The organism is Nocardioides malaquae (assembly GCF_015070385.1).
GTDB lineage: Bacteria > Actinomycetota > Actinomycetes > Propionibacteriales > Nocardioidaceae > Nocardioides > Nocardioides malaquae.
The window spans coordinates 42,055-65,610 of sequence record NZ_JADCSA010000002.1; the positions used below are offsets into that span (position 1 = coordinate 42,055).

Here is a 23,556-nt window from a genome sequence, read left to right on the forward strand (position 1 = left end):
ATGACCAACTTCATCGAGGTGCGCGACGCCACGAAGACCTTCCGGATGCAGTACCACCGCTCCCTGAAGCAGATGGTGCTGGCCAAGGCCCGGGGCATGAAGACCCACGACACGTTCAACGCCGTCGACGGCGTCTCCTTCGACGTCGCCGAGGGCGAGGCGATCGGCCTCATGGGGCTCAACGGCTCGGGCAAGTCGACCCTGCTCAAGCTGATCAGCGGTGTCATGGTGCCCGACTCCGGGTCGGTGCTCACCCGAGGGCGGATTGCCGGGCTGATCGCGACCGGCGCCGGGTTCGACCCCCAGCTCTCGGGCCGGGAGAACCTCTGGCTGAACGCGGCGATCCTGGGGATGAGCGAGGCGGAGACGCGACGCAAGTTCGACGAGATCGTGGCGTTCGCCGACCTCGGCAAGTTCCTGGACACGCCGGTGACCTACTACAGCTCCGGCATGAAGGCGCGCCTCGGCTTCGCGGTGGCGATCCACGTCGACTCCGACATCTTCATCGCCGACGAGGCCCTGGCGGTGGGGGACCGTCCCTTCAAGCGCAAGTGCAAGAACAAGCTCGACGAGATCAAGAAGTCGGGCACCACGATCTTCTACGTCTCCCACGCGCCGGGTGCGGTGCGCAACCTGTGCACCCGGGTGCTGGTGCTCGACAAGGGACGTCTGGCCTTCGACGGCGGGGTGGACGAGGGGATCCACTTCCTCAAGTACGACGACAACGAGACCGACGTCGCCGGTGACCCGACCGACGACGGTCTCGGCGCCGACATCTGAGGCCATCACCGCGTCGCCAGCCGCGACGTTCCGCATCCGCAGGGCCGACCCGACACCGGGTCGGCCCTGCGGCGTTTCCGGGGGTCAGGGGGCGTCCAGCGGCCGCAGTTGGGGCCTGTCGGAGCCCCAGGAGTTGACAATATTCACTTCTGTCGGCGTGTCGACTGGAAATTACACGATTGTAGTTACTCAGTTTCCCTCGACCTGTCGTGTGACTGGTGTGAAACTTGCTCACCGTGTGACTCTTCCCCCGCACAGTGGAGCAGCCGATATGCGCAACAGCCAAGCCCGGTTCATCACCGCGTGCCAGACCACCCTGGCCCTCGGTGTGGTGACCGCCGTACTCGTCCCCGCGGCATCCGTCGTCACCCTCGACGTGGTCGCCCAGCCCCCGTCCGCCACCGGCGTGGTGGGGGCGAGCGTCGACCCCGCGAGCGTCCCGACCGCCCAGGTGCCGGTGGCCCCGGTGGAGCCGCAGGTCGAGGAGTACGCCGTCGAGACCGAGGAGCCGCGCTCGTCGCGTCGTGCACCGCGCCGCGAGGCGGCTCCGCGCACCGCCCCCGAGTCCGACACGCCGCGCAAGGGTGCCCAGGACCCCGAGGGACACCACGACGACGAGGCCCACGAGGGCCACGCGCACGGGCTTGTCGAGGGCACGGAGCGTGGAGCCGGGGCCGTGGTGAGCGCACCGGTCACCGGCTACGGCGCTGTCGGCGTCACCTGGGACGGCGACGCATCCGTCGCCGAGGACGAGATCGCACTCCAGGTGCGTACGCGGGTGGGCGAGGAGTGGAGCCAGTGGCAGCCGCTCGAGTACCACGACGCCCACGCCCCTGAGGGGGACAGCCCCGACGCCGCGGCCGCCCGCAACGGCACGGATGCCCTCATCGTCGGTGAGGTCGACGAGGTCGAGCTGCGCGCCGACGCCGCCACCGACCTGCCCGAAGGTCTCTCCCTGGCCGTCGTCGACCCGGGCGAGGCCGAGACCCGTGAGCAGGAGCCCGCCATCGAGGGTGGGGGCGACTCCGCTCCTGCCGCCGAGGCGACCGGGGAGGCGAGCGACACGGAGGGCGACATCGCCCTGCGGGCCCGCTCGAACAACGTCACCGCCCCGAAGCCGACGATCTACTCGCGCGCCCAGTGGGGCGCCAACGAGAAGCTGCGCGACAAGTCGTCGCTGCGCTACGGCACCATCAGCGGCGGGTTCGTGCACCACACCGTCAACGCCAACGACTACACCGCGGAGCAGGTGCCGGGCATCATCCGCAGCATCTACGCCTACCACACCCGCTCGCGGGGCTGGAGCGACATCGGCTACAACTTCCTCGTCGACCGGTTCGGTCGCATCTGGGAGGGCCGCTTCGGTGGCGTCGACAAGGCCGTCGTCGGCGCCCACACCCTGGGCTACAACGACTACTCCTTCGCCATGTCGGCGATCGGCAACTTCGAGACGGTCAGGCCCTCGCAGGCGGTCGTCAACGCCTACAGCGCCCTGATGGCCTGGAAGCTGGGCCTGCACGGGGTCGACGCCACCTCGGCGCGCCAGCGCATCGGTTCGCGCACGTTCCCGGCGATCAACGGGCACCGCGACGCCGGCAGCACCGCCTGCCCCGGCCAGCACCTGTACGCCCGACTCGCGGACATCCGGCGCGGTGCCGGGGCGGCCCAGGGCAGCGCGCCCACGCCCACGCCGACTCCGACGCCGACCCCGACTCCGACGCCCACGCCGACCCCCGAGGCGCCGCCCGTGCTGTCGGCCCCCGTCAAGGACTCCAACCTGGTCGGCACCCCGCACCCCGACCTCGTGGTGCGACGCTCGAGCGACAACAAGATCGTCATCCTGCCCACCGGCGGCACCGCCAAGCTCACGAAGCCGCGAGTGGCCTCCAGCGGGTGGAAGAAGCGGGGCAACGTGGTCGCCACCCCCGACCTGACCGGAGACGGCCGCGGCGACGTGCTCTCCTTCAACGCCAAGGGGGCAGCCTTCGTCCACGCCGGTGACGGCCGCGGTGGCTTCGGCGGACCCGGCAAGCGGATCCGTGCCACCCGCAACCACGACCTCGTGGTGGGCATCGGTGACCTCACCGGCGACGGCCGCAACGACCTCGTCGGTCGTGACGCCCGCGGACGCCTGATCGGCTTCGTCCAGACCCGCAAGGGCAAGTTCCGCACCGTGCGCCTGGGACGCAAGGCGGCGCGGTTCGCCTCCCTGCACGCCGCGGGCGACGTCACCGGTGACGGCCGCGTCGACCTGGTGGCCCGCGAGGCCAACGGTGCGGTGTGGACCCTGCCGGGACTCCCCGGCCCCAAGCTCGGTGCCGCCGTGCGTACGCCCGGGGCGAGCGGTCTCACCATCGCGGGCGGTGGCGACTTCACCGCCGACGGCCGCCAGGACCTGCTGGTGCGCAACATGGCCGGCGCCTTCCACGTGCTGCCGGGTCGCGGCGACGGCACCTTCGGGGTGGCCCTCGGCCCGCTGACCACCCGCAAGAACCTCACGCACCTCTCGGTCACGACCCTCACTGCGTCGGGCCTGCCCGACCTGGTGGCGCGGCGCGGCGGCAAGCTCGTCGTCCTCTCCCACTCGGGCACGTTCGACCTGGGCGCCCCCGTGGCCACGGGCGTGACCGCGGGTGGGATCACCGCCCTGGTCAACGCCGGCGACTTCGACGGAGACGGCCACGGCGACGTCATCACCGTGCGTGGTGACAACGGTGCCCTGCAGCTGCGGCGCGGAGACGGCACCGGCAAGCTCGCCAAGCCCAAGCGCATCGGCAAGGGCTTCGGCTCGGTCGCCAACCTCGAGGCCGTGGGTGACATCGACGGCGACGGCAAGCCCGACCTGATCGGCACGCGCGAGGGGAAGTCGTACTTCTTCGCGGGACGTGGTCACAAGTCCGTGGCGAAGGGGGTGGCCGTGGCCGGCCTGACCGGCGCCGTGGGGCGCATCGGCACCTCGCCGGTCTACGACCCCACGCTGTACGACTGGAAGGTCGCGGTCAGCGACGCGCACCTCGCGCCGCGCAGCACCGACCTGGTGGCGCGCGAGAAGGCGACGGGCCACCTCTACCTCTTCACCTCCTCGGCGTCGGGCCTGACCGGCCGCCGGATACTGGGCGAGGGGATGGGGGTCTACGACCTGGCCGGCTGATCCCGGTCCGTGACCCGCTCCTGCTCGGCCGTGGCGTCGAGCCGCTCCGGGTCCGCGGAGGCCACGAGGACCACCGACCCGTCTCGCACGAGGGGTTCGGTGAAGGTGGCGAGACCTGATGGGGAAGTCGGGTTCGCCACCGTCAGGAGGCGGCCGCCGTCGGTGAGGAGACTCCCGGCGGCGGCCGTCTCGACGAGTGCGGCCTGGGTGAGCGTGCCGGAGTCGACGACGAGCGCCGCGTCGTCGCCCGTCGGCGGGTCCCAGGCGGTGAAGGCGTCGGGCTGGCTCCACACCTCGATGCCCACGTCGCGCACACCCTCGGGCACGCCGTCGCGGAAGCGGACCCCCATCGGCAGCAGGCTGCACGCCAGCACCGGGATCTCGGCGGCGCGCGGGGCCCACCGCTCCAGGGAGTCGGGTCCGCAGACGACGGCGTCGACGTCCGCACCGCCGGCGTCGTCGAGCACGACGACGAGGCCCACGGTCCAGGCCGCGCCGAGGAACACCGGCCCCAACCAGTGCGGGGGCAGGTCGACGCTGATCCGTTGGCCGCGTTCGAGGTCGCACTCCTCACTCAGCAGGCCCGCCGCCTTGGCGACCCAGTTGGCATAGGTCACGGCCGAGAGCTCGACGCGTTCCCCGCTCGCGTGGTCGTAGAACGTGATCAACGGGTCACCGGGGGCCTTGCTCACCCGACTGGCCAGGACGTCCGCAAAGGTCGTGGGAGTGGTCACGCAGCCCAGCGTAGACGCCAGCAGGTCCTCCTCCGGTCCGTGCTCTACCCTCGCTGCCATGCCCGCCACCAGCGCAGAGACCCCTCCCGCCGCCGACCTCGGCATCGACCACTTCTGGGCCGTGGTCCCCGCCGGGGGCGCGGGCACCCGCCTGTGGCCGTTGTCCCGTTCGGGTGCGCCGAAGTTCCTGCTCGACCTGACCGGTCAGGGGCGCACGTTGCTGCAGGCCACCGTCGACCGGCTGACCCCGCTGGTGGGGCCGCGGTGCCTGGTGGTTACCGGGGCCGTGCACGCCGACGCGGTGCGTGCCCAGCTGCCCGAGGTGGCCTCCGAGCAGGTGGTCGCCGAGCCGTCGCCGCGTGACTCGATGGCGGCGATCGGGCTCGCCGCCGCGATGCTGGAGCGGGTCGACCCCGAGGCGGTGATGGGTTCCTTCGCCGCCGACCACGTGATCGGCGACCGGGCCGCGTTCGCCGCCGTCGTCGAGGACGCCGTCGCCGCCGCCCGCGAAGGCTGGCTGGTGACCATCGGCATCGAGCCGAACGCCCCCGCGACCGGCTTCGGCTACATCCGCGCCGAGGCGACCCTGCCGGGGCTGACCGCCCTGCGGGTGGAGGAGTTCGTGGAGAAGCCCTCGCGCGAGGTGGCCGAGACCTACCTGGCCACGGGGGCCTACCGCTGGAACGCCGGCATGTTCGTGGTCCGACCCGGGGTGCTGCTCGACCTCCTCGCCGAGGGCGACGCCGACTTCGCGGCCGCCCTGCGCGAGCTCGCCGCGCAGCCGGAGCGGATCGAGGAGGTCTGGCCCACGCTGCCGAAGATCGCCATCGACCACGCCGTCGCCGAACCGGCCGCGGCCGCGGGCCGGGTGGCCTGCGTGCCCGGGGGCTTCGCCTGGGACGACGTGGGCGACTTCGCCTCGCTCGGCGACCTGCTCGACCAGCTCGCCGCCGACGGCGCCACCCTCCGCGTGCTCGGCGACGCCGCGTCGGTGCGTACGCATGACGCGAGCGGTCTGGTCGTGCCCGCGGGAGGCAGGACGGTCGCGGTCGTGGGTCTGGACGACGTGGTGGTGGTCGACACCCCGGACGCCCTCCTCGTCACCACGCGCAATCGGGCGCAGGACGTGAAGACGATCGTGGCCGCCCTCAAGGAGGACGGCCACGACGCGATCACCTGAGTCGGCTCAGCCGCCGCCGGGCTCGGGGGAGTCCATGTAGGGGTACTCCGTCATGAGGGTCTCGAGGGCCTCGCCGCTGGGCTCCGAGCAGTACTGCCACACGCCGACCTGCTTGGAGGTGTCGCTCTCTCCGGCGCCGCCGGCCGACCAGTGGGTCATGGCCACGTGCTGGCCGTCGGGGAAGGGCTCGCCGTCCTCGGAGGTCCAGGGAGCGGCCTTGAACTTGTTGCGCATGTCGTCGCCGTCGAACTTGGCGGCGATCCCGCGCACGACCTCCATCTGCTCGGCGTCGTCGGCGATGGTCTCGTCGTACCAGAGGATCGTGTAGCCGTGCTCCAGGTTGTGCACCAGGAAGCCGAGGTCGGGACGGTCCTCGCCGTAGAACTTGCGGTCCATCGGCTCCCACGAGTCGTAGTGGGTGCCGAAGGCCGGCGGCGACTCCTCGTAGGGGATCTCGGTGCCCGGCTCGACGTGGTCCATCATGCCACTGGCCGGGGCGGTGGTGACGTCCTGGCAGCTGCTCGCCGGTGCGCCGATGGTCGAGAGCTCCTTCGCCTTGAACTCGCGCGTCGACAGCGCGTCGGTCACGGGCTTCCAGGCGGCCGCCACGATGATGAGCAGCCCCAGTGCCACCGAGACCCCGATGATCATGCCGCCCTTGCGGCGGTCGGCGGACTTCTGCGAGTTGCGGATCTCGTGGACGACGGCCCGGCGATCCGGCTTCTCCTGCTTCGACACGTACGTGGTCCCTCACGGTTCGGCGCCACCCGGCGGATCGGGCGGCAGGACGGGGTGGAGTCTACGAGGCGCTGGGTGAGAGGTGGGCCGAGGTGACCGCACCGTGCCCGGGCTGGCCGTCGAGGCGCCACCCATGGGCGATGCAGAGCGCGCGGACCACGACGACCGGCACCGGGCGTGGCAGGGTCAGCTCCGCCCCTTCGTCGCCCTCGCCGTCGTCCGTGCGCAGCTCGGAGCCGGGCACCACGCGGTCGAAGGCGTCTGCCAGCTCGACGAGGTCGGCCGGTGCCCCGAAGACCGGCCGGAGGTGCGGTTCGTCGGCCAGGGCGACCACCACCGCCTCCCGGGCCCCGAACCCGAAGAGGTCGGCGCCCTCGGGGCGCTGCAGGGCACGAGCCCCCGGCCCGTCGTCACCGACGGGCAGGACCAGGTCGGCACGCCCCCGCAGCACGGCGACCGGCCTGGCGCCGAGCTTGCCCTGCGCCAGCTCCGCGGCCCCGGCGATCTCGTCGGCCACGGCGGGCAGGGTGACCGCGAGCGGGTTGCCGTAGGAGTCGTGGCGCCCGGCGAACGCCTCGGCGGGCTGCACGCCGGCGAGGCCGATCGCGATGTCGGTCTGGCCCTCGCGCCAGGCCCGCCCGGCGGTGTCGGTGACCACCACGCCGACGTTGACGCCGACCAGGTCGTGCAACCGCGCGCGCATCGTGCGGGCCGAGGCGTCGGGGTCCAGCGGCAGGAGGACCAGGGCGTCGGTGGCCACGTTGGAGCGGTCGATGCCGGCGGCCGCCATCACCAGGCCGAGGCGGTTGCGCACGATGCGGGTGCGACCACGTCGGGCGACGAGACGGAGCGTCTCGCCGGCCAGGTGTGTCTCGTAGGCGGCGTCGCTCGCGGGGCCCGTGCCGACGACGACGGTGCGGCCCTCGGCCTTGGAGACGACCTTGCCGGTGACGACGACGACGTCGCCGTCGCGCAGGTCCGCGACCTCGGCGACGAGCGCGGCCAGGTCGGTGCCCTCGGTGACCTCACCGATGCCGTCGGGGGCGACGACGCTGAGCCGGCCCACCGTCAACGGCCTGCGATGAGGGCCAGGGCAGTGGCGGCGACGGTGGCCGCGGCCTCGGGGGAGTCGGTCGCCACCGGAGCGGTGGCCACGTCGAGCCCGGCGACCTGCAGGGCTGCCACGTCGGCGGCGTCGGAGTCGTCGACGACCCACCCGTCGAGCAGGCCCCCGGTGCGCCGCGCCCCGAAGTGGCGACCCACCGCGGCGGCGCTGGCCTCCAGCCGGCTCGCGGCGAGCACCTGGCGCAGGGCCGCGGGTGCGGGCGTACCGGCACTGACGGGGGAGATGCCGACGACGCGGGCCTTCGTGGTGCGCAGCGCCTCCCGGACGCCGGCAACGTCGAGCACGGGACCCAGGGAGACCACGGGGTCCGAGGGTGCCAGCAGGACCAGGTCGGCCTCCGTCACGGCCTCGACGACACCGGGAGCCGGGGTCGCACGGTCGAGGCCCACGAAGGCCACGGCCTCGACGGGCACCGCAGCCTCGAGCCGGCGTCGGTACTCCTGCAGGTGCACGACTCGCCGCCCGCTCGGGCTGTCGGGGTCGGCCACGGCGACGTGGGCCTCGACCCGGTCGTCGGTCATCGGCAGGAGGCGGACGCCGGGGTTCCACCGCCGGCACAGGGCCTCGGTGACGGCCGAGAGGGGGTAGCCCGCGTCCAGCATCTCGGTGCGGACCAGGTGGGTGGCCACGTCGCGGTCGTCGAGGCCGAACCAGCGCGGCTCCACGCCGTAGGCCGCGAGCTCGGTGGAGACGTTCTGGGTGGAGACGTCGGCCCTGCCGTTGGCAGCGGCCTCGCTGAGGGCGTACATCAACGTGTCGAGGTCCGGGCAGGCCTTGAGGCCGTGCACCCAGAGGTCGTCGGCGGTGTTGACGACGACGGTGACGCGGGCGTCGGTGTCGACGTGGGGGAGGGTGCCGGAGGTGATCGTGCGGAGCAGGCCGCGCAGGAGGGCCGCGGTCCCATTACCACCGGAGAGCACCGTGATGTCACGCATACGACAGAATTTTGCCGGAACCGGTGCACGACACGCCCATGGGGGTGGACTTCCTCGGATTCGGCTTGACTAAGTGCCCGTCGCGGGCATGTAATTCCACCAGTGTTGTTTCACGCGAGCACCTCAGGGGGATGAGGTCGCTCACACCGGCGAAAGGAAGAAAGTCATGCGGGAACTGTTCCTCCTCGACGCCGACTCCGAAGAGGTGGGCTGGCAGGACCGCGCGTTGTGCGCACAGACCGACCCCGAGGCGTTCTTCCCGGAGAAGGGCGGTTCGACGCGGGAGGCCAAAAAGGTCTGCCTGACCTGCGACGTGCGCTCCGACTGCCTGGAGTACGCACTGATGAACGACGAGCGGTTCGGCATCTGGGGCGGGCTCTCCGAGCGCGAGCGGCGCAAGCTCAAGAAGCGCGCCGTCTGACCCGCAGTTTCTCCCCGCTCCGCCCCGGTCCCTAGGGTGTGCGGAGTGATCGTCTCCGCCGTCCTCGTCAGCCACGACGGTTCCCGGTGGCTCCCGCAGGTCATCGACGCCCTGGGCCAGCAGCTGCGGCCCGTCGACCGTCTGGTCGCCGTCGACACCGGCAGCGAGGACGACTCGCCCCAGCTCCTCGCGGCGGCGTACGGCACCTCGGCCCTGGTCCGCGCGCCGGCCACGACCTCCTACCCGGCCGCCGTGCGAGCCGCCCTCGACGCGCTCCCGCCCGCGGGCCAGGACGAGTGGATCTGGCTCCTGCACGACGACTCCGCGCCCCACCCCGAGGCGCTGCTGGCCCTCACCCTGGCCGCCGAGGAGTATCCCGACGTCGCCACCTTCGGTCCCAAGCTGCGGGAGTGGCCCTCCCTGCGTCGCCTGCTCGAGCTCGGCGTCACGATCTCCGGCACCGGCCGCCGCGAGACCGGTCTCGAGCGCGGCGAGTACGACCAGGGCCAGCACGACGTCGAACGTGAGGTGCTCGCGGTCAACACCGCCGGGATGCTGGTGCGCCGCAGCGCGCTGGAGGAGCTCGGCGGCTTCGACGACCGACTGCCGATCTTCGGCAACGACATCGACTTCGGGTGGCGCGCCGCTCGCGCCGGCCTGCGTACGTTCGTGGTGCCGCAGGCGGTTGTCTTCCACGCCGAGGCCGCGACCCGCGGCGCGCGGCGCACCCCCCTGACCGGTCGCCACCCCCACGACCAGCAACGTCGGGCGGCGCTCTTCACCCTGTTGGCCAACGTCGACTCGCGGCGCCTGCTGACCCAGACCCTGCGGCTGCTGCTCGGCAGCCTGGTGCGGGTGGTCGGCCTGCTGGGGGTGCGCGCCTTCGGGGAGGCGCGGGCCGAGCTGTCCGCGCTCGTGCACGTCTACACCCGCCCCGGGGAGATCCGACGGGCGCGCAGCGACCGGGCCCGCGTGCGCGCCGAGGCTGCGCGGTCGGTCGCCCACCTGCGGCCGCCGTGGTGGCTGCCCTACCGGCACGGTCTCGACGTCGTCTCCGACGTCGCGCAGGCGCTGACCACGGGCGCCCAGGACCTGGCCGACCGACGCCGGGAGGCGCGCCAGGAGGCCCGGGCCGCGGAGATCGCGGCCCAGCCCGCCCTCGCGCCTCTCCAGGTGGTGCGTGAGCCGCGGTCCGACGAGGGCGACGACGGCGAGGACGAGGTCTACGCAGACAGCGGGTGGGTGGTCAACTTCCTCACCAACCCGGTCGCCGTGGTGCTCGCAGTGGCGGTCCTGGGCTCCTTGGTGGCCGCCCGCGCCGCCTTCGGGGAGATCGCCGGCGGTGCCCTCTCGCCCGTCCCGCAGAGCGTGGGCGACTGGTGGCGGCTCCACGCCGAGTCGCGCCACCCCCTCGGCACCGGGTCCGAGGTCCCCGCGCCGGCCTACGTGGCGCTGCTCGCGCTCGCCGGCACCGTGCTGGGCGGCAGCGCGCAGGCGGCCGTCAGCGCCCTGATGCTCGGTGCCGTCCCGGTCGCCCTGTGGGGGGCCTGGCGCTTCCTGCGGCTCGTGGGTCGCCTCGTCGACCCGCGCGGTCTCACCACGTGGGTCCTCGTCTGGGGCTCGGTGACCTACGCCCTCGTGCCGGCGACGTCGGGAGCGTGGAGTGAGGGACGCTTCGGCACCGTCGCCCTGGCGGCGCTGCTGCCGTGGCTGGCCCACGCCGCCGTCGGTTTCGTCGACCCCGATCCCGAGCTCCGGGTCCGAGCCGCCTGGCGGACCGGGCTCCTGCTGGCGCTGTGCACCGCGTTCGTGCCGGGGGTCTGGCTCTTCGCGCTGCTGGCTGCTGCGCTGGTGGTGGCTGCCGCGACCGCGATCAGCCCCCGTCTGCTGCAGGACCGTTCGGCGTGGGCGCCGCCCGCCCTCGCGCTCGGACTGGTGCCGCTGCTGCTCGTGCCGTGGTTCCTGCCGCTGGTCGGGCAGGGCGCCTTCTCCGGACTCCTGCTGGAGGCCGGGCGGTTGCCGGTCGCCGCGGCAGACGTCACCGGCCTGCTGACCGGCCGCATGTCCGACGCGGGTGCGCCGTGGTGGCTGGGCGTGCCCGTCGGGGTGCTGGCCGTGCTGGCGATCGCCCCGCGTTCGACCCGGGTTCCGGTGCTCATCGGGTGGCTGGTCGCCCTGCCGGCCGCCTGCGTCGTCGCCCTGCTGGCCCTCGTCGAGCTCGACCTGCCCGCGACGCCCACCCCACCCAGTACCGGCTTCTTCGTGGTCATCCTCCAAGGGGTGGCGATCGTGGCGGCTGCGCTCGGCACGGGCGCGTTGGTGCGGCGGCTCGCCGGAGGCCCGCACCCCTGGTGGCAGCAGGCCGTGGCCGTCGTGGTGGCCCTGGTCGCGGCGGCTGTCCCTGCCGGTGGCCTGGTGTGGTGGCTGCAGGCCGACCACCAGTTCGGTGACGACCCCGTCGAGGTGGTGCCGGCCTACATGGCCCAGAGCTCGCTGGCGGGCGAGGAGGACCGCGGGGTCCTGGTGGTGCGCGGCTCGGTCGACGACGGCGTCAGCTACCGGGTGCGGCGCGGCGACGGCATCACCGTCGGCGAGGACGAGGTGCTGGGCCTCACTCCCGAGGACCGTCCGATGACCGAGCTCGTCGCCCGTCTCGTCTCGGCGCCCCAGCCCCGCGACGTCGAGGCGCTGGCCGAGCGCGGCATCGAGTACGTCGTGCTGCCGGGCCCCGTGGACGGGCGGCTCTCCGCGGGGCTGGACGCCGTCGACGGCTTCGTCCAGGCCAGCGCCGAGGACCGTGCGACGCGCGCCTGGCGGGTGGAGCAGGAGACCTCGACCGCGGCGGTCTCCGGGGAGGTCGGGCTCTGGCGCCTGCTGCTGCTCGTGGTGCAGGGGGTGGCGTGGGTCGTCGCGGTGGTCGCGGCCGCCCCCAGCGTGCGGACGGGGAGGCAGTCATGACGAGGCCCGATCGAGCACGGCAGGCGGCCCCGGTGGCCGACCGCCGCGCCGGGGGACGACGGATCGACCCGGTGCTGCTGCTGGCGTTCGTGATCCCGTTGCTCACCGTCGCAGTGCTGGCCACGGTCGACCCGTCGCCCACCGAGCAGGGGTCACGGTCTCCCTCGCCCGCCCCGTTGACCTCTCGGACCTTGGTCTGCCCCGCTGCCCAGGGCGGCGCCGACGTGGTCGCCGTGGCCTCGGGCGAGGACGGTGCGGCCGGTCCCGTCGAGGTGCGCGGGGGCGACGACCTGACCCTGCAGCCGGGCCGGACCGCCGAGCGACGGGTGCGTGGGTCGTTGGTGCTGCGGGGGCGCGACGTCACCGCGCCGGGCCTGCTGGCGGCCCGCGGGGGAGTCGGTGGGGGGATCGACTGTCCCGCACCGGCCAGCGACGTCTGGTTCGCCGGCGTGGGGGCCGGTCCGGAGCACTCCTCCGTGTTGACGTTGCACAACCCGGACGCCGGACCGGCGTTGGCCGACGTCACGGTGTTGACGAGCAAGGGCCTGCGTGAGGTCTCGCGTCTGCGCGGCGTGGCGGTCGAGCCGCGCGGGGAGGTCTCCCTCGACCTGGCGACGTTGCTGCCGGAGCCCGACGACCTGACCGTGCGGGTCACGGTCAGCCGGGGTCGTCTGGCCTCCTGGGCCGTCGACCGGGTGGTGCCCCTCGGAAGTGGCGCACGCGCCCTGGGATGGCTGCCGCCCGCCGCCGCGCCGGACACGTCGCTGGTGGTGCCCGGGGTGGGCCGTGGGCCGGGCGAGCGTGTGCTCGTCCTGACCAACGCCGGTGAGGCCCAGACCATGGTGCGGGTGCGGGCCGTCACGCCGGAGAGCGAGTTCGACCCCAAGGACCTGCCCGAGGTGTCCGTGCCGCCGGGGGCCACCGTGACGGTGGACCTGTCGCGCTTCCTGCGCTCGTCGGCCTCGGCCGACGTGCTCGGCCTGCGGCTCGAGTCGCAGGAGCCGGTCACCGGCGTGCTGCGTACGCGCGTGGCCGGACGCCTCTCGTACGCGGTCGCCTCGACGCCCCTGCGCGAGCGCGGCGCACTGCTGGTGGACGCCGGCCCGAAGCGCCTGGTGCTGGCCGGAGCCACCGAGGCGGGGGAGGTCCGGGTCGTGCAACGGACCGCGTCGGGTCGAGCGTTGCCCGAGCGAGCGGTGCAGGTCGGTCCTGACCGCGGAGCCCGCGTGCCCCTGGCGGCGCGGGCGCGCTACGTCGAGGTGGTCGTCGCGGAGGGTTCGGTCTCCGGAGCCGTGGAAGGCACCGGCGGCGAGCTCGCCCGGGTGCGTCCGGTGACCGAGCTGGTCACCGACACCTGGGTGCCCCACGTGGCGCCCGCGCTCTACTGAGCACGTCGCTCAGCCCTGGCGCGGGTCCACGTCCTCGGGGTCCATGCCCAGCAGCGCGGCGACCTGCTCGACCACCACGGTGAGCACGAGCGCTCGCAGCTCCTCCCGGGTGTCGCTGCGGCGCTCGAGGGGGCGGCGGAAGAGCACCAGGCGACTGGGCTGCCCGCCGGAACCCCGCACGAGCGTGGCCAACGGGACCTCGGCGTCGTCCCAGTCGTCGGGCACCATCGGGGTGTCCTCGACGGCGTACTCGACCAGACCCAGCCGGGAGTGCCAGCGCGCCTCGACGGCGGAGACCGCGCCCAGCACGACGGCGTCGAAACGCTCCCGCTCGGTGCGCAGCGCCGGTGTGCCCAGCTGGCGCGGCATCACACCCGGTCCGCGCATGCCCCGCCCGCGGCGGTCCCGGCTGCGGCGCGGTGCTGGATCCATGCCGCGAGCCTAGACCTCGACCGACCCCGCGGGAGGTAACGTCTGGCGTGTGAATCCTGCCCGTCGTTGCTCGCGCACCGCGTGCGGTCGTGCTGCGGTGGCCACGTTGACCTACGTGTACGCCGAGCAGACCGCCGTGCTCGGGCCGCTCGCGATGCACGCCGAGCCCCACGCGTACGACCTGTGCGAGCAGCACAGCGAGCGACTCTCGGCCCCCCGCGGCTGGGAGGTGCTCCGCCTGGCCCGTGACCTGGGGGAGCGCGGGCCCTCGGGCGACGACCTGCTGGCGCTGGCCGACGCAGTGCGCGAGGCCGCCCGGGTGCCCGAGCCGGCGCCCGAGATGCACCCCGACGACGACCCTTCCCGGGGCGTGCGTCGGGGCCATCTCCGTGTGCTGACCACGGAATGAGGCACTGGGCCGGGCGCTATAGGCTCCGGTTCCATGACTTCCGGTAGCCCCACCCTGGACGCAGCCAACCTGCAGGCGATCTTCAAGGCCTACGACGTGCGGGGCACGGTGCCCGACCAGATGGACGAGGAGCTCGCCCGCGCCACCGGCAACGCCTTCGTGCAGGTCGTCGGCGCCGACACCGTCGTCATCGGCCACGACATGCGGCCCTCCTCGCCGGGCATGGCCCAGGCCTTCGCCGACGGGGCCGCCACCGCCGGCGCCGACGTCGTGATGGTCGGCCTCGCCTCGACCGACCAGCTCTACTTCGCCTCCGGCCACCTGGGCCACGCCGGCGTCATGTTCACCGCCAGCCACAACCCCGCGCAGTACAACGGCATGAAGATGTGCCGCGCCGGCGCGACCCCGGTCGGTGCCGACACCGGTCTGGTCGAGATCCGTGACGTCGTCGCCTCGGGTCGCCTGCACACCGCCGAGCAGCGCGGCTCGATCAGTCAGACCGACGTGCTCGAGGCGTACGCCGACCACCTGCTGACGCTCTCGCCCGTGCGCGGCCGGGGACTCAAGGTCGTCGTCGACGCCGGCAACGGGATGGCGGGCCTCACCGCCCCCATGGTCTTCGACAAGATCGGCCCGGTCGTGGAGATGGTGCCGCTCTACTTCGAGCTCGACGGCACCTTCCCGAACCACGAGGCCAACCCGATCGAGGCCGAGAACCTCGTCGACCTCCAGCGGGCCGTCCTCGCCGAGAAGGCCGACCTCGGCCTGGCGTTCGACGGTGACGCCGACCGGTGCTTCATCGTCGACGAGCAGGGCCGTGCGGTCTCGCCCTCGACGCTGACCGCCCTGATCGCTGCGCGCGAGCTGCTCAAGGACCCGGGGGCGACGGTGATCCACAACCTCATCACCTCGCGCGCGGTGCCCGAGATCGTCACCGAGCTCGGCGGCAAGCCGGTGCGCACCCGCGTGGGGCACTCCTACATCAAGGCCACGATGGCCGAGACCGACGCGGTCTTCGGCGGCGAGCACTCGGGCCACTTCTACTTCCGCGACTTCTGGCGGGCCGACTCCGGCATGCTCGCCGCCCTGTACGCCCTCGCGGCGCTCGCCGAGACCGACCTGCCGTTGTCGGAGCTGCTGGCCGAGTACGAGCGCTACCCCGCCTCGGGCGAGATCAACTCGACCGTCGCCGACCAGGGGGCGGTGCTGAGCCGTCTGAAGGAGCAGTACGGCGAGCGCGACGGCGTCGAGGTCGACGAGCTCGACGGCCTCACCGTCACCCACGCCGACTGGTGGTTCAATGTCAGGGCCTCGAACACCGAGCCTCTGCTGCGCCTCAACTGCGAAGGCCGCGACGAGGCCACGATGGCCGAGGTCCGCGACGCCGTCCTCTCCACGATCAGGAGCAACTGATGAACCTCGACCCGGCCCTGCTCGACATCATCGTCTGCCCGGCCTGCCACGCCGACCTGGCGGTCGAGGGCGAGGAGCTGGTGTGCACCGGCTGCCGTTACGCCTACCCGGTGAAGGACGACATCCCCGTGCTGCTGGTCGACGAGGCCCGCAAGCCTTCCTGACGCCCTCGAAGGGACGACGCGATGACCCCGTGGTTCGACGAGTCCCGACTCGACGACGAGCGCGCGCTCGCCGCCGCTGACCCCCTCCTGCGCTCGCTGGCGGAGGCCGGGGCGCGCGTGCGGCGCGACCGGGTCGAGGCCGACCAGGCGCTCGACGAGGTCGTGGCCCGGGCCGCGACCGCCGACCGGCCGCGTGCCGTCGTGGCCGCCGGCCCCGACTCACGCCTCCTGCGCGCCGTGCTCGAGCCTTGGTGCCCGGTGCCCTTCGTGGCCTGGCCCAACCCCGGCCTGCCCGGATGGGTCGGCAGCCTGGACCTGGTCGTCGTGCTGGAGCCCGTCGGCGCCGACGAGCGGTCGGCGCTCGCCGTCAGCGAGGCGCTGCGTCGCGGAGCCCAGGTCGTCGTGGCGACCCCTGCCGACTCCCTCGTCGCCCGACACGCCGAGGGCCGCTGGTGCCAGGTGCTGCCGTTGGTGACCGGTGACCAGTCCGCGGCCGCGGTCGTCATGCTCGAGTTCCTCGACCGCGTGCACCTCGGGCCGCGCACCGACGTCGAGGACGTCGCGCGCGCCCTCGACCACGTCGCCACGCTCTGCTCGCCGCACCGCGACCTGTCGGTCAACCCCGCCAAGATGCTCGCCATCTCGCTGGCCGACCGGACGCCCGTGGTGTGGGGCGGCTCCGTGCTCGCCGCCCGGGCGGCCCGACGCGTGGCGGAGTCGCTGCGTCGGGCCTCGGGCGTGTCGGCGATCGCCGGCGACGCCGAGCACCTCGTGCCCGTCCTGGAGTCCGCGCCCGTGCGGGACCTCTTCGACGACCCGCTCGAGGACGAGTCGGCGACCCTGCCGCCGGTCCTGGTCGTGCTCGACGACGGCCACGACGACCCCGCCGTGCACGAGCAGCGCGACCGCCTTCTCCGCACGGCGCAGGAGCGCGGGGTGAGGGTGGAGACCCTGACCTGCGAGCAGGGGGCCGAGAGCGAACTGGCACGCTACGCATCCCTGCTCCTGCAGGGGCGGTACGCGGCCGCGTACCTGCAGATCGGACTGACGGGGGGAGTGACGCGATGAGTGGTGGCCTCTTCGCCCTGCTGGACGACGTGGCGGCGCTGGTGCGGTTGGCGGCGGCCTCCGTCGACGACGTGGGTGTGGCGGCCGGTCGAGCCGGCACCAAGGCGGCGGGCGTCATCATCGACGACGCCGCCGTGACCCCGCAGTACGTCCAGGGGCTCGCGGCGAAGCGCGAGCTGCCGATCATCAAGCAGATCGCCGTCGGGTCGCTGCGCAACAAGCTGTTGCTCATCCTGCCTGCGGCGTTGGTGATCAGCCAGTTCGCCGAGTGGCTGCTGCCCTACATCCTGATGCTGGGCGGCGCCTACCTCTCGTTCGAGGGCGCCGAGAAGATCTGGGAGAAGCTGCGCGGCGCCTCCCACGACAAGGCCGAGGACGCGCCGGCGATCCTCGACCCCGACCACGAGAAGAAGGTCGTCGCCGGGGCCACGCGCACCGACCTCATCCTGTCGGCCGAGATCATGGTGATCGCGCTCAACGAGGTGAAGGAGGAGCCCTTCCTCACCCGCGCGATCATCCTGGTGGTCGTCGCGATCGCCATCACCGTGCTGATCTACGGCGTCGTGGGCCTGATCGTGAAGATCGACGACATCGGACTGGCGCTGACCCGCAAGGCCCGCTCGCAGTTCGGACGCTCCTTCGGGCGCGGCATGGTGAAGGCCATGCCCTACGTCCTGATGGTCATCGGCGCGGTCGGCACCGCGGCGATGCTGTGGGTGGGTGGACACATCCTGCTGGCCCAGTCGGCCGAGGCCGGGTGGCACGCCCCCTACGACCTCGTCCACGACCTCGAGCACGCCGTGCACGAGTGGGCCCCGGCCGCCGCAGGGTTCGCTGCGTGGCTGGCCAACACCCTCGTCTCGGCGGTGGTGGGACTCGTCTTCGGTGCCCTGCTGGCGGTCGTGGTGCACTTCCTGCCCTTCGGTCACCACGGGGCGGAGGAGGAGCAGGGCGAGGCTCGAGAATTGCGCGATTGAACCGCGCGAGTCCTACGCTCGTCGTCGGAGGGACGCCCGCCCATCGGGGCGGAGCATGCAACAGCCACTGACGAGGGGTAGTGATGGACTACAAGGTCGCAGATCTGAGCCTGGCCGACTTCGGCCGCACCGAGATCGAGCTCGCCGAGCACGAGATGCCCGGCCTCATGGCGATGCGCGAGCGTTACGGCGACTCCAAGCCGCTCGCCGGTGCGAAGATCGCCGGTTCCCTGCACATGACGATCCAGACCGCGGTGCTGATCGAGACCCTCGTGGCTCTCGGTGCCGACGTGCGCTGGGCCTCGTGCAACATCTTCTCGACCCAGGACCACGCCGCCGCGGCCGTGGTGGTCGGCCCCGAGGGCACCGTCGAGTCGCCCGCCGGTGTGCCGGTCTTCGCCTGGAAGGGTGAGAGCCTGGAGGAGTACTGGTGGTGCACCCAGCAGATCCTGCAGTGGCCCGGTGGCGAGTTCGCCAACATGATCCTCGACGACGGTGGTGACGCGACCCTGCTGGTCCACCTCGGTGTCGAGGCGGAGAAGACCGGTGTGGCCCCCGACCCGGCCTCCGCCACCTCCCACGAGCAGCGGATCATCTTCGAGACCCTCGTCGCCTCGCTCGCCGAGTCGAAGGACCGCTGGACCAAGATCGCCAACGAGATCAAGGGCGTCACCGAGGAGACCACCACCGGTGTGCTGCGTCTCTACGACATGATGAAGGAAGGCTCGCTGCTCTTCCCGGCCATCAACGTCAACGACTCGGTCACCAAGTCGAAGTTTGACAACAAGTACGGCTGCCGCCACTCGCTCATCGACGGCATCAACCGCGCCACCGACGTGCTCATCGGCGGCAAGGTCGCGGTCGTCTGCGGCTACGGCGACGTCGGCAAGGGCTGCGCGGAGTCGCTGCGTGGCCAGGGTGCCCGCGTCATCGTCACCGAGATCGACCCCATCTGCGCGCTCCAGGCCGCGATGGACGGCTACCAGGTCGACACCCTGGAGAACGTCCTCGGCATCGCCGACATCATCATCACCGCGACCGGCAACAAGGACGTCGTGATGGCCGAGCAGATGAGCCGCATGAAGCACAACGCGATCATCGGCAACATCGGTCACTTCGACAACGAGATCGACATGGCCGGCCTCGAGTCGTGGGACGGCATCGTCCGCAAGAACGTCAAGCCGCAGGTCGACCTCTTCACCTTCCCGGCCGGCAACGCGGTGATCATCCTGTCCGAGGGTCGCCTGATGAACCTCGGCAACGCCACGGGTCACCCCTCGTTCGTGATGTCGAACTCGTTCACCAACCAGGTCCTCGCGCAGATCGAGCTGTTCACCAAGCTCGAGGAGTACCCGGTCGGCGTCTACGTGCTGCCCAAGCACCTCGACGAGGAGGTCGCACGCCTCCACCTCGACAGCCTCGGCGTCAAGCTCACCGAGCTGACCGCCGACCAGGCGGCCTACCTGGGCGTCGACGCGGCCGGACCCTACAAGTCCGACCACTACCGTTACTGACGACCCACCCGGGGACCGTGTGGCTGGCACAATGGCCGGTATGACCCAGCAGATCCAGGAGGCCCCTGCCCGGGGCCGCGTCCTGGTGGTGGACGACGACGCCTCGTTGGCGGAGATGTTGACCATCGTGCTGCGTCAGGAGGGTTTCGACTCCCACATGGTCTCCCGGGGGGACCAGGCGGTGGCGGCGTTCCGCGAGTACCGCCCCGACCTGGTGCTGCTCGACCTGATGCTGCCGGGTCGCGACGGCATCGACGTGTGTCGTGAGATCCGCGCGGAGTCCGGCGTGCCCATCGTGATGCTCACCGCCAGGGGCGACACGCTCGACGTCGTGCTCGGGCTGGAGAGCGGCGCCGACGACTACGTCGTCAAGCCGTTCAAGCCCAAGGAGCTCGTGGCGCGGATCCGGGCCCGCGTCCGTCGACTCGAGGCCCCCGGCACCGAGACGTTGGTCGTCGGCGACCTGACCATCGACGTGCCCGGCCACCAGGTCCTGCGGGGGGAGCAGGAGATCAACCTGACCCCCCTGGAGTTCGACCTCCTGGTCTGCCTGGCCCGGGCGCCGTGGCAGGTCTTCAGTCGCGAGGTCCTGCTCGAGAAGGTGTGGGGATACCGCCACGCGGCCGACACCCGGTTGGTCAACGTCCACGTCCAGCGCCTGCGGGCGAAGGTCGAGCACGACCCGGAGAACCCGGAGATCGTGCTCACCGTGCGGGGCGTGGGCTACCGGGCCGGCAAGTCCTGACCGGTGACGACACCCGCGCGCAGAGCTCTGGCCCGGCTGGCGGGCGGGATGCGCCGCTTCCTGACGGCCTGGCGCCGCTCGATCCAGGCCCGGGTCGTCACCAGCACCGTCCTGCTCTGCCTCGTGGTGGGTGGCGCCACCGGATGGTTCCTGCTGCGCACCACCCGTGACGGCCTCGTGGAGCAACGCGTCGAGCGGGTCCTGGCCGAGGCGTCCGCCGAGACGGCCCAGGCCCGCAACCGGCTGAGCTTCGCCACCGGCACCGACGTCGACGCCTCCGGGCAGCGCGACGACCTGATCGCGCCGATCATCGCGCGGGGTGCGGCGAGCGGCTTCGCCGTGGTGCTCTCCCCGCCGGTCGGCGAGCGGACCGGGTTGCGCGCCGGTGGCGTGCGCTTCACCCAGAACCTCGACGTGGCCAGCGTGCCACCGAGCCTGGCGCGGCAGTTCGACCGGGTGGCACCCACCGCGTGGACCTTCACCGAGATCCGCACCCGCGGTCCCGTCTCCCGCGTCGACCCCGGCCCCGGCATCGTGGTCGCCTCCCAGGTCACCCTGCCGGCGGACGGCCGGACCTACACGCTCTACTACCTCTACCCCCTCAGCGAGCAGGAGGCCACCCTCGGCCTGGTCAGCCGCGCCCTGCTCGGGGCGGCGGCCTTCCTCCTCGTGCTGGTCGCGGGTGTCACGTGGCTGATCACCCGTCAGGTGGTCAACCCGATCCGTCGGGCCCGCCGGGTGGCCGAGCGGCTCGCCTCCGGGCACCTCCAGGAGCGACTCCGGGTCACCGGCGAGGACGACCTCGCCAGGCTCGCCGTCTCGTTCAACCAGATGGCCTCCAACCTGCAACGCCAGATCCGTCAGCTCGAGGAGCTGTCGCGGCTGCAGCGCCGGTTCGTCTCCGACGTCTCCCACGAGCTGCGTACGCCCTTGACCACGGTGCGGATGGCCGGCGACGTGCTGCACGACGCGCGGGACGAGTTCGACCCGGTCACGGCGCGGGCCGCGGAGCTGTTGCAGACCGAGCTCGACCGCTTCGAGGGGTTGCTCGGCGACCTGCTGGAGATCAGCAGGTTCGACGCCGGCGCCGCGGTGCTCGACGCCGACGACGTCAACCTGGTCGACGTGGTGCACCGGGTCGCCGACACCACCCGGGTGATGGCCGAGCGGCGCGGCACCCGTGTCGTGGTCCACGAGCCCGACCAGCCCTGCCTGGCCCAGGCCGACGCCCGCAGGGTGGAGCGCATCGTGCGCAACCTCGTGAGCAACGCCATCGACCACGCCGAGGGCGGTGACGTCATCATCCGCCTGGCAGCCGACCAGGAGGCCTCGGCGCTGACGGTGCGCGACCACGGCGTCGGGCTCAAGCCGGGGGAGTCGGCCATGGTGTTCAACCGCTTCTGGCGCGCCGACCCCGCCCGCGCCCGTACCAGCGGAGGCACCGGCCTGGGGCTCTCGATCGCCCTGGAGGACACCCACCTGCACGGTGGCTGGCTGCAGGCGTGGGGACGCCGCGGCGCCGGGGCGCAGTTCCGCCTCACGCTGCCGCGTACGCTCGGGCGACCGCTGCGGCACAGCCCCCTGCCGCTGGTGCCGGAGGACGCGGAGGTGGGGACGTGAGGTGTCGACACCGTCGGTGGGCCGGCGGCCTGCTGGTCGCCCTGGCGCTGGCTCTGGTGACCGGTTGCGTGCGGATGCCCACGCAGGGGCCGGTGGTGCAGGCCGACCCGTTGGTGACCGAATTCGACGACTCCGCCGCCTACTACGACCCCCGGCCTCCCGAGCCGGGTGCCGACCCCGAGGAGATCGTGCTCGGCTTCCTCGAGGCGATGAAGGCCACCCCGGTGCGCACCAGCGTGGCCGCGGGCTTCCTCTCCGAGCAGGCGCAGCGGGCCTGGCGACCGGAGGACGCCACCCTCACCTACGTCGACCACGGCACGCCCACGGGGGCGACCCAGCTCGAGCTGCAGCTCGTCGGCGCCCAGTCCTACGACACGCGGGGCAGGTGGCTCACTGAGCTGGAGCCGGAGGAGGCCACCCTCGACTTCCCCATGACCCTCGAGGGGGAGGAGTGGCGCATCGACGCCGCGCCCAACGCCCTCGTGGTGCCCCGGACGTGGTTCGAGGAGTGGTTCGAGCGGGCCTCCCTGCACTTCCTCGACCCCACCCGCAAGCTGCTGGTGCCCGAGCCGGTGGTCGTGCCCAGCGGCGACCAGATGGCGACCGCCCTGGTGCGGGGCCTGCTGGCCGGTGCGCCGCGACCGCGCCTGTCGCGCAGCGCCTTCCCCCAGGGCGTACGCCTGGCCCTCAACTCGGTGCCCATCGAGGACGGGGTTGCCGACGTGGTGCTCGAACGGATGCCCGGGCGTCCCGACGAGGTGGCGAGCGGCGAGATGGTCGCGCAGCTGGCGTGGACGCTGCGGCAGGTGCCGCGCCTCACCCACTTCCGGCTCACCGTCGACGACCGACCGGTCACGCTCTCGGAGGGGCCCCCGGAGATCTCGCTGACCGCCGGTCAGGACCTCAGCCCGTTGGGGCCGACCCCCGAGCGTGACCTCTTCGCGCTCTCCGACGCTCGCCTCCTGCGCGGCGGCTTCTCGAACTTCAGCCCGGCTGGGGGTCCGTGGGGCACCGATGCGCCCGCGCTCCGCTCCCTGGCCGTCTCCCTCGACGGCTCGACGGCCGTGGGAGTCAGCGAGGACGGGACCGGGGTGCTGCGCGCCCCGGTCGACGACGAAGGAGAGACCGTCACCCTGGTCTCCGGGGCCAACGACGTGCTGGCGCCGTCGGTGGACTTCGCCGGCCGCACCTGGCTGGTCGACCGCACCGCCGCGGGGGCCAGGGTGCTCCTGGCCGACGCCCGGGGTGTCGTCGAGGTCGAGGTGCCCGGTGTCTCGGGACGCAACGTCGTGCACGCGTTGGTCTCGCGTGACTCCTCCCGGCTCGTCGCCGTCGTGCGCGGCCCGGGCCGCGACCGGCTCATGGTGAGTCGCATCGCCCACCGAGCCACCGGAGGTCGCCCGCGCCCCCTGCCCGCTCGTGAGGTCGACGCCGGGATCGAGCCTGCCCGCCGCATCGTCGACCTCGGATGGCGCTCGCCGGTCACCCTGGCGGTGCTCAGCAACGTGACCCCCGAGGTGGCCCAGGTGCGGGTGGTGCCGGTCGACGGCTCACCCGGAGAGGTCGACGGGCCCGGCACCACGCGGATCAGGGGGCGCGCGCTCGACCTGGCGGTCTCGCCGGCCGAGGGCGACGGCATCTACGTGGTGACCCGCGGCGAGATCCTCGACCTGACCCGCCCCAGCCGCGAGCTGCCCACCCCGGGCGAGGAGCTGACCTGGCTGGGGTTCGTCGGCTGACCCGGTCGAGTCCCCAGCCCAGTCGCGTCCCCAGCCCGCCCGGTCCCCACGTCCTCCCCAGGCG

The 23,556-nt window shown here is 72.7% G+C and carries 20 protein-coding genes; 15 read left to right on the top strand and 5 right to left on the bottom strand.

All coding sequences use genetic code 11. From position 1 onward, the window contains the following. Together IEQ44_RS02110 and IEQ44_RS02115 are read left to right on the top strand one after the other, a co-directional pair. The gene (locus tag IEQ44_RS02110) at nucleotides 1-780 is read left to right on the top strand and encodes an ABC transporter ATP-binding protein (RefSeq protein WP_193636789.1); all 780 of its coding nucleotides are present in this window, start codon (nucleotides 1-3) and stop codon (nucleotides 778-780) included. A gap of 271 nt (nucleotides 781-1,051) precedes the next feature. Then, on the top strand, nucleotides 1,052-3,931 hold the full coding sequence (locus IEQ44_RS02115) for an FG-GAP-like repeat-containing protein (protein WP_193636790.1): 2,880 nt from the start codon (nucleotides 1,052-1,054) through the stop codon (nucleotides 3,929-3,931). Here the strand turns inward: IEQ44_RS02115 and IEQ44_RS02120 are convergent. Further along, nucleotides 3,913-4,725, bottom strand: a complete 813-nt coding sequence (locus IEQ44_RS02120) for a TIGR03089 family protein (RefSeq protein WP_193636791.1) — start codon at nucleotides 4,723-4,725, stop codon at nucleotides 3,913-3,915. The genes IEQ44_RS02115 and IEQ44_RS02120 overlap by 19 nt on opposite strands. Here IEQ44_RS02120 and IEQ44_RS02125 point away from each other — a divergent pair. After that, a complete protein-coding gene (locus tag IEQ44_RS02125; protein WP_193636792.1) occupies nucleotides 4,724-5,845 on the top strand; it encodes a mannose-1-phosphate guanylyltransferase in 1,122 nt (373 codons plus the stop codon). The genes IEQ44_RS02120 and IEQ44_RS02125 overlap by 2 nt on opposite strands. A gap of 6 nt (nucleotides 5,846-5,851) precedes the next feature. Here the strand turns inward: IEQ44_RS02125 and IEQ44_RS17800 are convergent, their stop codons facing one another. From IEQ44_RS17800 to cofD, 3 genes are all read right to left on the bottom strand, one after another. Then, entirely contained in the window at nucleotides 5,852-6,583 is a 732-nt protein-coding gene (locus tag IEQ44_RS17800; RefSeq protein ID WP_193636793.1) for a DUF3105 domain-containing protein, read from the bottom strand. A 61-nt stretch (nucleotides 6,584-6,644) separates the two neighbouring features. After that, entirely contained in the window at nucleotides 6,645-7,649 is a 1,005-nt protein-coding gene (gene cofE, locus IEQ44_RS02135; protein WP_193636794.1) for a coenzyme F420-0:L-glutamate ligase, read from the bottom strand. A gap of 2 nt (nucleotides 7,650-7,651) precedes the next feature. After that, nucleotides 7,652-8,644, bottom strand: a complete 993-nt coding sequence (gene cofD / locus IEQ44_RS02140; RefSeq protein WP_193636795.1) for a 2-phospho-L-lactate transferase — start codon at nucleotides 8,642-8,644, stop codon at nucleotides 7,652-7,654. 166 nt (nucleotides 8,645-8,810) lie between these two features. Here cofD and IEQ44_RS02145 point away from each other — a divergent pair, with 166 nt between their 5' ends. Genes IEQ44_RS02145 through IEQ44_RS02155 form a run of 3 tightly spaced genes read left to right on the top strand, consistent with a single transcriptional unit; the run spans nucleotide 8,811 to nucleotide 13,411 of the window. Next, the gene (locus tag IEQ44_RS02145; protein ID WP_193636796.1) at nucleotides 8,811-9,065 is read left to right on the top strand and encodes a WhiB family transcriptional regulator; all 255 of its coding nucleotides are present in this window, start codon (nucleotides 8,811-8,813) and stop codon (nucleotides 9,063-9,065) included. Between the two features lie 45 nt (nucleotides 9,066-9,110). Beyond that, the gene (locus IEQ44_RS02150) at nucleotides 9,111-12,023 is read left to right on the top strand and encodes a glycosyltransferase family 2 protein (protein ID WP_193636797.1); all 2,913 of its coding nucleotides are present in this window, start codon (nucleotides 9,111-9,113) and stop codon (nucleotides 12,021-12,023) included. Further along, a complete protein-coding gene (locus tag IEQ44_RS02155; protein ID WP_319804439.1) occupies nucleotides 11,966-13,411 on the top strand; it encodes a DUF5719 family protein in 1,446 nt (481 codons plus the stop codon). The genes IEQ44_RS02150 and IEQ44_RS02155 overlap by 58 nt, the downstream gene beginning before the upstream one ends. Before the next feature lie 9 nt (nucleotides 13,412-13,420). Here the strand turns inward: IEQ44_RS02155 and IEQ44_RS02160 are convergent, their stop codons facing one another. Further along, nucleotides 13,421-13,843 carry a metallopeptidase family protein gene (locus IEQ44_RS02160; RefSeq protein ID WP_227486776.1) on the bottom strand — a complete coding sequence of 141 codons (423 nt, stop codon included), beginning with the start codon at nucleotides 13,841-13,843 and terminating at the stop codon, nucleotides 13,421-13,423. A 49-nt stretch (nucleotides 13,844-13,892) separates the two neighbouring features. On the opposite strand from IEQ44_RS02160, the gene IEQ44_RS02165 reads away from it, so the two are divergent. From IEQ44_RS02165 to IEQ44_RS02205, 9 genes are all read left to right on the top strand, one after another. Continuing rightward, the gene (locus tag IEQ44_RS02165) at nucleotides 13,893-14,252 is read left to right on the top strand and encodes a DUF3499 domain-containing protein (RefSeq protein ID WP_193636799.1); all 360 of its coding nucleotides are present in this window, start codon (nucleotides 13,893-13,895) and stop codon (nucleotides 14,250-14,252) included. A gap of 33 nt (nucleotides 14,253-14,285) precedes the next feature. Then, nucleotides 14,286-15,665: a phosphomannomutase/phosphoglucomutase gene (locus IEQ44_RS02170; RefSeq protein ID WP_193636800.1), complete on the top strand. Its 1,380-nt coding sequence runs from the start codon at nucleotides 14,286-14,288 to the stop codon at nucleotides 15,663-15,665. Beyond that, nucleotides 15,665-15,829 carry a Trm112 family protein gene (locus IEQ44_RS02175; RefSeq protein ID WP_193636801.1) on the top strand — a complete coding sequence of 55 codons (165 nt, stop codon included), beginning with the start codon at nucleotides 15,665-15,667 and terminating at the stop codon, nucleotides 15,827-15,829. Before IEQ44_RS02170 ends, IEQ44_RS02175 begins: the two co-directional genes overlap by 1 nt. Before the next feature lie 21 nt (nucleotides 15,830-15,850). Further along, complete coding sequence (locus tag IEQ44_RS02180) at nucleotides 15,851-16,897, top strand: SIS domain-containing protein (RefSeq protein ID WP_193636802.1); 1,047 nt, start codon at nucleotides 15,851-15,853, stop codon at nucleotides 16,895-16,897. Continuing rightward, nucleotides 16,894-17,874 carry a DUF808 domain-containing protein gene (locus tag IEQ44_RS02185; RefSeq protein ID WP_193636803.1) on the top strand — a complete coding sequence of 327 codons (981 nt, stop codon included), beginning with the start codon at nucleotides 16,894-16,896 and terminating at the stop codon, nucleotides 17,872-17,874. Before IEQ44_RS02180 ends, IEQ44_RS02185 begins: the two co-directional genes overlap by 4 nt. A gap of 83 nt (nucleotides 17,875-17,957) precedes the next feature. Next, complete coding sequence (gene ahcY, locus IEQ44_RS02190) at nucleotides 17,958-19,388, top strand: adenosylhomocysteinase (protein WP_193636804.1); 1,431 nt, start codon at nucleotides 17,958-17,960, stop codon at nucleotides 19,386-19,388. Between the two features lie 40 nt (nucleotides 19,389-19,428). Next, nucleotides 19,429-20,133, top strand: a complete 705-nt coding sequence (gene mtrA, locus IEQ44_RS02195) for an MtrAB system response regulator MtrA (protein WP_193636805.1) — start codon at nucleotides 19,429-19,431, stop codon at nucleotides 20,131-20,133. 3 nt (nucleotides 20,134-20,136) lie between these two features. After that, complete coding sequence (gene mtrB / locus IEQ44_RS02200) at nucleotides 20,137-21,753, top strand: MtrAB system histidine kinase MtrB (protein ID WP_319804441.1); 1,617 nt, start codon at nucleotides 20,137-20,139, stop codon at nucleotides 21,751-21,753. Further along, nucleotides 21,750-23,492, top strand: coding sequence for an LpqB family beta-propeller domain-containing protein (locus tag IEQ44_RS02205; protein WP_193636806.1), 1,743 nt, complete (start codon nucleotides 21,750-21,752; stop codon nucleotides 23,490-23,492). The genes mtrB and IEQ44_RS02205 overlap by 4 nt, the downstream gene beginning before the upstream one ends. Nucleotides 23,493-23,556: the final 64 nt, after the last annotated feature.

Bases quoted from the DNA above. Each gene is read 5' to 3' on its own strand.
- IEQ44_RS02110 (WP_193636789.1), top strand. From the start codon at position 1: ATGACCAACTTCATCGAGGTGCGCGACGCCACGAAGACCTTCCGGATG.
- IEQ44_RS02115 (WP_193636790.1), top strand. From the start codon at position 1,052: ATGCGCAACAGCCAAGCCCGGTTCATCACCGCGTGCCAGACCACCCTG.
- IEQ44_RS02125 (WP_193636792.1), top strand. From the start codon at position 4,724: ATGCCCGCCACCAGCGCAGAGACCCCTCCCGCCGCCGACCTCGGCATC.
- IEQ44_RS02120 (WP_193636791.1), bottom strand. From the start codon at position 4,725: ATGGCAGCGAGGGTAGAGCACGGACCGGAGGAGGACCTGCTGGCGTCT.
- cofD (WP_193636795.1), bottom strand. From the start codon at position 8,644: ATGCGTGACATCACGGTGCTCTCCGGTGGTAATGGGACCGCGGCCCTC.
- IEQ44_RS02145 (WP_193636796.1), top strand. From the start codon at position 8,811: ATGCGGGAACTGTTCCTCCTCGACGCCGACTCCGAAGAGGTGGGCTGG.
- IEQ44_RS02160 (WP_227486776.1), bottom strand. From the start codon at position 13,843: ATGGATCCAGCACCGCGCCGCAGCCGGGACCGCCGCGGGCGGGGCATG.
- IEQ44_RS02170 (WP_193636800.1), top strand. From the start codon at position 14,286: ATGACTTCCGGTAGCCCCACCCTGGACGCAGCCAACCTGCAGGCGATC.
- IEQ44_RS02175 (WP_193636801.1), top strand. From the start codon at position 15,665: ATGAACCTCGACCCGGCCCTGCTCGACATCATCGTCTGCCCGGCCTGC.
- IEQ44_RS02180 (WP_193636802.1), top strand. From the start codon at position 15,851: ATGACCCCGTGGTTCGACGAGTCCCGACTCGACGACGAGCGCGCGCTC.
- IEQ44_RS02185 (WP_193636803.1), top strand. From the start codon at position 16,894: ATGAGTGGTGGCCTCTTCGCCCTGCTGGACGACGTGGCGGCGCTGGTG.
- ahcY (WP_193636804.1), top strand. From the start codon at position 17,958: ATGGACTACAAGGTCGCAGATCTGAGCCTGGCCGACTTCGGCCGCACC.
- mtrA (WP_193636805.1), top strand. From the start codon at position 19,429: ATGACCCAGCAGATCCAGGAGGCCCCTGCCCGGGGCCGCGTCCTGGTG.